8 protein-coding genes are annotated in these 6,288 nt (G+C 64.6%); 7 read left to right on the top strand and 1 reads right to left on the bottom strand.

From position 1 onward, the window contains the following. The 7 genes from nusG to rplL form a co-directional block, all read left to right on the top strand. A partial coding sequence (gene nusG / locus AC5RTT_RS19275; protein WP_494146526.1) for a transcription termination/antitermination protein NusG occupies positions 1–523 on the top strand: 523 nt, incomplete at its 5' end. Positions 524–652: 129 nt separating this feature from the next. Next, the gene (gene rplK / locus AC5RTT_RS19270; RefSeq protein WP_003803853.1) at positions 653–1,084 is read left to right on the top strand and encodes a 50S ribosomal protein L11; all 432 of its coding nucleotides are present in this window, start codon (positions 653–655) and stop codon (positions 1,082–1,084) included. A gap of 181 nt (positions 1,085–1,265) precedes the next feature. Continuing rightward, complete coding sequence (rplA, locus tag AC5RTT_RS19265; RefSeq protein ID WP_009358320.1) at positions 1,266–1,973, top strand: 50S ribosomal protein L1; 708 nt, start codon at positions 1,266–1,268, stop codon at positions 1,971–1,973. 138 nt (positions 1,974–2,111) lie between these two features. Further along, positions 2,112–3,209, top strand: coding sequence for a GNAT family N-acetyltransferase (locus tag AC5RTT_RS19260; RefSeq protein WP_494146525.1), 1,098 nt, complete (start codon positions 2,112–2,114; stop codon positions 3,207–3,209). 8 nt (positions 3,210–3,217) lie between these two features. Further along, positions 3,218–4,336: a GNAT family N-acetyltransferase gene (locus tag AC5RTT_RS19255; protein WP_494051005.1), complete on the top strand. Its 1,119-nt coding sequence runs from the start codon at positions 3,218–3,220 to the stop codon at positions 4,334–4,336. 330 nt (positions 4,337–4,666) lie between these two features. Then, a complete protein-coding gene (rplJ, locus tag AC5RTT_RS19250; RefSeq protein ID WP_494008937.1) occupies positions 4,667–5,248 on the top strand; it encodes a 50S ribosomal protein L10 in 582 nt (193 codons plus the stop codon). 78 nt (positions 5,249–5,326) lie between these two features. Further along, positions 5,327–5,704 carry a 50S ribosomal protein L7/L12 gene (gene rplL / locus AC5RTT_RS19245; RefSeq protein WP_009358316.1) on the top strand — a complete coding sequence of 126 codons (378 nt, stop codon included), beginning with the start codon at positions 5,327–5,329 and terminating at the stop codon, positions 5,702–5,704. Positions 5,705–5,758: 54 nt separating this feature from the next. On the opposite strand, the gene AC5RTT_RS19240 is transcribed toward rplL, so the two are convergent. Then, complete coding sequence (locus tag AC5RTT_RS19240; RefSeq protein WP_494146527.1) at positions 5,759–6,253, bottom strand: aminoacyl-tRNA deacylase; 495 nt, start codon at positions 6,251–6,253, stop codon at positions 5,759–5,761. Positions 6,254–6,288: the final 35 nt, after the last annotated feature.

Below are 6,288 nucleotides of genomic sequence, written 5' to 3'. Positions count from 1 at the left end.
ACGGTCCTGCCACCGCTGGCAGCCCCAGCGCCGCACCCACCACCGTGCCGGGCTGGATCAGGTTGGGTCCTGCTACGGCGCCAACCGTCACGGCCCAGAGATCAAGAACGCCCAGCGCAAGATCATCAACCGCGTCCGCATCCCCGGCTACGTCCTGGTCCGCATGGACCTGACCGACGCCTCCTGGGGTGCCGTCCGGCACACCCCCGGCGTTACCGGCTTCGTGGGCAACGCCCACAACCCCGTGCCGCTGCGCCTGGACGAGGTCTTCTCCATGCTGGCCCCGGTCTTCGAGGAAGAGCAGGCCGAAAAGGGCAAGCCGGTCAACAAGCAGAACCAGGCTCCCGTGGCTGTCGACTTCGAAGTCGGCGAGTCGGTCATCGTCAAGGAAGGCCCGTTCGAGACCCTTCCGGCCACCATCTCCGAGATCAAGCCCGAGTCCCAGACCCTCGTGGTGCTGGTCTCCATCTTCGAGCGCGAAACGCCGGTCACCCTGGCGTTCAACCAGGTCACCAAGATCTGACCACCCAAAGAATTCGTCCCGGCGCTGCCCGCTTAGCGGCACCGGAACGGCCGGCCGCCTTGCCATGGCGGCCAAAAACCTGAGGCACGCTCCTGTGCCCCAGGACGTTATTGAGAGAAGGACCCTACATTGGCTCCCAAGAAGAAGGTCACCGGCCTCATCAAGCTGCAGATCCAGGCAGGTGCCGCTAACCCGGCCCCGCCGATCGGTCCTGCGCTTGGCCAGCACGGTGTCAACATCATGGAATTCTGCAAGGCGTACAACGCTGCGACGGAAGCCCAGCGCGGAAACGTCATCCCCGTGGAGATCACGGTCTACGAAGACCGTTCCTTCACGTTCATCACCAAGACCCCGCCGGCTGCAGAGCTCATCAAGAAGGCTGCAGGCGTTGCCAAGGGTTCCGCCACCCCGCACACCGTCAAGGTTGCAAAGCTGACCCAGGCCCAGGTCAACGAGATCGCCTCCACCAAGATGGAAGACCTCAACGCCACCAGCCTCGAGGGTGCAGCAAAGATCATCGCCGGCACCGCCCGCTCCATGGGCATCACGGTCGAGGGCTAATAACCCGTCCAGCCATCCGGGGTCGGGCACTTGACGACGACGGACGGCACCGCCGGGAAACCGGCACCATAAAAAAATTGAAATGTCGGGCATCCGGTCCGAATAACGAGACCGGACCACCGACTGTGGCAGGGCCCAGCGCGGTCCGCAGACCACAACTGCACAAGGAGAAACAAGCAGCATGGCAAAGCGCAGCAAAGCATATGAGGCAGCAGCCGCCAAGATCGACGCGGAGAAGTTCTACGCGCCGTTCGAGGCAGTAACGCTCGCCAAGGACACCAACCCGTCCAAGTTCGACGCCACGGTTGAGGTTGCCTTCCGCCTCGGCGTGGACCCCCGCAAGGCTGACCAGATGGTCCGCGGCACGGTCAACCTGCCCCACGGCACCGGCAAGACCGCCCGCGTCCTGGTGTTCGCCACGGGCGACAAGGCTGAGGCAGCAATCGCCGCCGGTGCCGACTTCGTTGGTTCCGACGACCTGATCGAGAAGATCGCCGCCGGCTGGACCGACTTCGATGCCGCCGTCGCCACCCCTGACCTCATGGGCAAGGTTGGCCGCCTCGGTAAGGTCCTGGGTCCGCGTAACCTGATGCCGAACCCGAAGACGGGCACCGTGACCCCGGACGTCACCAAGGCCGTCAACGACATCAAGGGTGGCAAGATCGACTTCCGCGTCGACAAGCACTCCAACCTGCACTTCATCATTGGCAAGGTCTCGTTCGACGCCGTCAAGCTGGCCGAGAACTACGCCGCAGCCCTGGAAGAGGTGCTTCGCCTGAAGCCGTCCGCTGCCAAGGGCCGCTACATCCAGAAGGCAACGGTTGCCACCACCTTCGGTCCCGGCATCTCCGTCGACCCCAACGTCACCAAGGTGCTCATCGAGGCGTAGCCTTACAAGCATTCCCGTGCCAGTCCGGCACAAAGGAAGGGACCGTCCGGCAGCAGCCGGGCGGTCCCTTCCGCGTTAAGCCGCACCTTCCCCTTACACCGCCCTCGACAGCCGGCCAGGGCTGGCTAGGCTATGGTCATGACGCAGCCGAATGGCCTGGTGATAACCGCCGTCGCGATGCCCGGGTCCCTGGCCGGGGCGCAGGATGCCCGGGACTTCCTTGACTGCCAGGCAATGCGGCAGGCGCACGAACTGGAGACCTGGGGGAACCTTGACCGCGGGTACACCCTGGCCGAGGAACTGGAGCATTGGCGCGGCACTCCCTATGAGGCCCGCCAGCTCTTCGTGGGCCGGATCGGCGGGGAAACCGTGGGCATGTGCTCGGTGACGCTGCCACTGCGCGAGAACCTCTGGACGGCGGGCATCAACGTCCTGGTATCACCCGGGCACCGGCGGCGCGGACTGGGCCGCCGGCTCCTGCAGTTTGCCGAGGACGTGGCGCAGCAGCACAGCCGTACCTCGCTGGATGGCTATTTCGAACTGCCGGCACAGGCGGTGGAAGGCGCCGGACCGCTGCTGCCCGCAAAGTCCGGGGCGGGCGGGCTGCCGGCAGGGGAGCCTTCCACCGCCTTCGCGGCAGCCGGCGGCTACGAGCTCGAACAGGTGGAGATGTCCAGCCGCCTTGGCCTGCCCGTGCCGCCTGATCGGCTGGCCGCACTGGAAGCAGCGGCGTCTGCCCATGCCGGGGACTACGCGCTGCTGGGCTGGGCCGATGCCTGCCCCGAAGAGCTGGTGGACAACTACGCCATCCTGAATGCCCGGATGAGCACTGATGTACCCACGGCAGGCCTGGATTGGGAAGGCGAAATCTGGGATGCGGCCCGGGTCCGCCGCGACGAGGAAACCCTTGCCCGCAGCGGAATGCAGTCCGTGGTGTCCGCGGCGATGCACCGGCCCTCTGGCCAACTGGTCGCGTATACCGTTCTGAACTGGCGCCCCGAAGTTCCGGCAACCGTACTCCAGCAGGACACCCTTGTGTCCGCCGAACACCGGGGGCACCGCCTGGGGATGCTGATCAAGATCAGGAACCTGGGCATGGCCCAGGCCAGATGGCCCGCGGCGCGCTCGGTGCTGACATGGAACGCCAGCGAAAACCAGCATATGCTGGCGATCAATATCACTCTTGGATTCACACCTGCAGGCTATGAGGGTGAGTGGCAGAAACGGCTGGGATGATGCCCAATATGGCAAAAGACGTGAAGATCGAGCAGCTCTGGATCCCCGACTCGTTGGACTCTCCGGACGCGGCGGACTTCCTGGCCGCCGTCGAGGTGGGCCGCAAGGTCAGGATGCAGACCTGGGGGAGTGACGACCTCGCCTACGGGCCGCTGGAGAAGCTGCTCGAGTTTGAGGACCCGTATGAGCGCCAGCTCATCCTGGTGGCAAAAGTCGACGGCGAAATCGTGGGCACCGTGGATATCGCCCTTCCCATGACGGACCACCTGGACCTTGCGGAGTTCACCTTGGACATCCTGCCCGAGTTCCAGCGCCAGGGCGTGGGCCGCCGCCTGCTCGAAGCCGCCGAACACCTGGCCCGGGCGGAGGGGCGCACCATGATCCTGGTGGACACCAACCATCCGGGTGCTTCCCTGCACGAGTTTGAGAAGGCGCAGCTGGTCCCGGGTTCGGGGCTGGGTTTCGTCCCGCTGGAGAGCCGTGAAGTGGAGTTCGCCCAGAAGACCGGCTACACACTGCAGCACATCGAGCAGTTCAGTTCGTGTTCACTCCCGCTGGATTCGAAGCTCGTGGCCGACCTTCAGGCGGAGGCCGATGAGGCGAACAACGGCCGGTACCGGCTGCACCACTGGACCGACCGCTGCCCGGACCGGTGGCTGGAAGCTGTCGCAGTCCTTGAGAACCAGGCGGGCGCGGACGTCGACCCCTCACTGGACGTGCCGGTGGAGCAGGACATGGTGTTCGACGGCGGCATCCTCCGGGAAGCCGAGGACGTCGCCATCGCGCAGGGCCGGCGGACGGTGGTCACCGCCGTCGAGCACCTCGCCACCGGTTCGCTGGTGGGGCTGACCACGATCACGGTGCTGGCGCACCGCACGGACGTGGTGTTCCAGGACGACACACTGGTGCTGCAGGAACACCGCGGCAACAAGCTGGGGCTGCTGATCAAGGTGGCCAACATGGAACGGCTCACAGAACAGTTTCCCGATGCCCGCGTAATCTACACCTGGAACGCCCCGGAAAACCGGTACCTGCTGACCGTCAACCAGCAGCTGGGCTTCCGCACCGCCGGGGTGACAGGCATCTGGCAGAAGGAGCTCCCCAAGCTGCACACCCGGAACAGCTAGGGATCCGCCACACCGGGGCCCGCGGGAGCGCCCGGGGCACGATTTGGTGGTCCGCCATGCCCTCCCGTAGACTGGGATGACCAAAGACCGTCGGTTATTGGAAATCCACTCTCCCGGACATGGCGCAACTCTGCTGTCCTGCGCGGGAGGTGCCGTGGTTTTCCTTACGAAGGACCCTGAACATAGGGCGGCCGGCGCAGGTGAACGAAGCAAAGCTCCATGGAGAACCGTGTTGAGCCAAGCCCCGTGCATCTGCGCGGGGCGTTTTTAGTTTTAGCTCACCTGAGCGGGGACCGTCGAATACCCGGCACTATCCCCGGAAGGAGGGTTATGGCAACGCCTACCAAGGTTTCAGCAGTAGCTGAGATCACTAACGATTTCAAGGAATCGAACGCCGCTGTCCTGACCGAATACCGCGGGCTCACCGTTGCACAGCTCAAGCAGCTGCGTGTTTCTCTCGGCCAGGACACCAAGTTCGCGGTCGTCAAGAACACCCTGACCGCCATTGCAGCCAAGGAAGCCGGCGTCGAAGCATTCGACGGCCAGCTTGCCGGCCCCACTGCAATCGCGTTCATCAAGGGTGACGCAGTTGCCGCTGCCAAGAGCCTGACGGATTTTGCCAAGGCCAACAAGCAGCTGATCATCAAGACCGGCTACTTCGAGGGCAAGGCTCTGAACGCCAGCGAGGTTGCCGAACTGGCAGCGCTCGAGTCCCGCGAGCTGCAGCTCGCCAAGGTTGCAGGCGTCCTCAAGGCTCCCGCCGCCGCAGCTGCACGCATCATTGACGCACTGCGCCTCAAGCTTGAAGAAGAGAACGGTGCTCCGGCTGCTGCCGAGGCGCCCGCCGCTGAAGAAGCTCCCGCCGCCGAAGCCGAAGCACCTGCTGAGGCTCCCGCAGCCGAAGAGAACTAATTCTCTTTACCCCACAAGACTCAGGTGCACGGCCGGTCGATGAGCCTGCCGGACACCACAACAGGAAGGACGCCTACCATGGCGAAGCTCAGCAACGAAGAGCTCATTGAAGCTTTCAAGGAACTGACCATCATCGAGCTCTCCGAGTTCGTCAAGCTCTTCGAAGAGACCTTCGAAGTTACCGCTGCTGCTGTTGCAGTTGCTGGCCCCGCTGCCGGCGGCGCTGCAGAAGAGGCTGAAGAGAAGACCGACTTCGACGTCATCCTCGAAGCTGCTGGCGACAAGAAGATCGCAGTCATCAAGGAAGTTCGCGCCATCACCTCCCTCGGCCTCAAGGAAGCCAAGGACCTGGTTGACGGTGCCCCCAAGGCTGTCCTCGAAGGTGCCAACAAGGAGGCCGCCGAGAAGGCCAAGGAGCAGCTCGAGGCTGCAGGCGCAACCGTTACCCTCAAGTAACAGCGCATACTCCTGGAAAACCCCGTCCACTCCGGTGGGCGGGGTTTTCTGCGTTTAAAGGGGGTCGGAGATGTCCGCCACCACGGCGTCCAGGGCGGATGTCAAGGCATCGGCGTCAACGAAGGCACTGTAACCGTGGGCCCCGGCACCCATGGAGATCCGCCTGCCGGTGATGGTGGCATCCGCGTAGACAGGCCACGGGGTGGTGCTGCCCAGCGGGGTGATGGTGCCGCGCTCATACCCGGTCGCATCCAGGGCCATGTCCGCCGGCGGCAGTGACAGCTTGTTGACTCCCACGAGGGTGCGCAGCTTCGGCCAGGAGATCTGCCGGTCACCCGGGACCAGCGCGAACAGGAAAGTCCCGTCCTTGTGCTTGACCACCAGCGACTTGACGATGTCCGCGGGGCTGATTCCCAGGATGCCGGCCGCTTCCTCGAGGCTATGGGCGGCCGGACGTTCCACAATTTCGACTTTCAGGCCGCGGGCGGCGGCGCCGGCCAGGAACCGTTCCTGCCCGGCGCCGTCCGCACCGTTTGAGGCTGCCGCCATCAGTCGCGGTACAGCAGGAGCGCCTCGCCCTGCCC

This window comes from Arthrobacter sp. Y3221157 (genome assembly GCF_059089865.1).
Note: the sequence above shows the minus strand (reverse complement) of the source record. Positions and strands in the feature narration are given on the sequence as shown.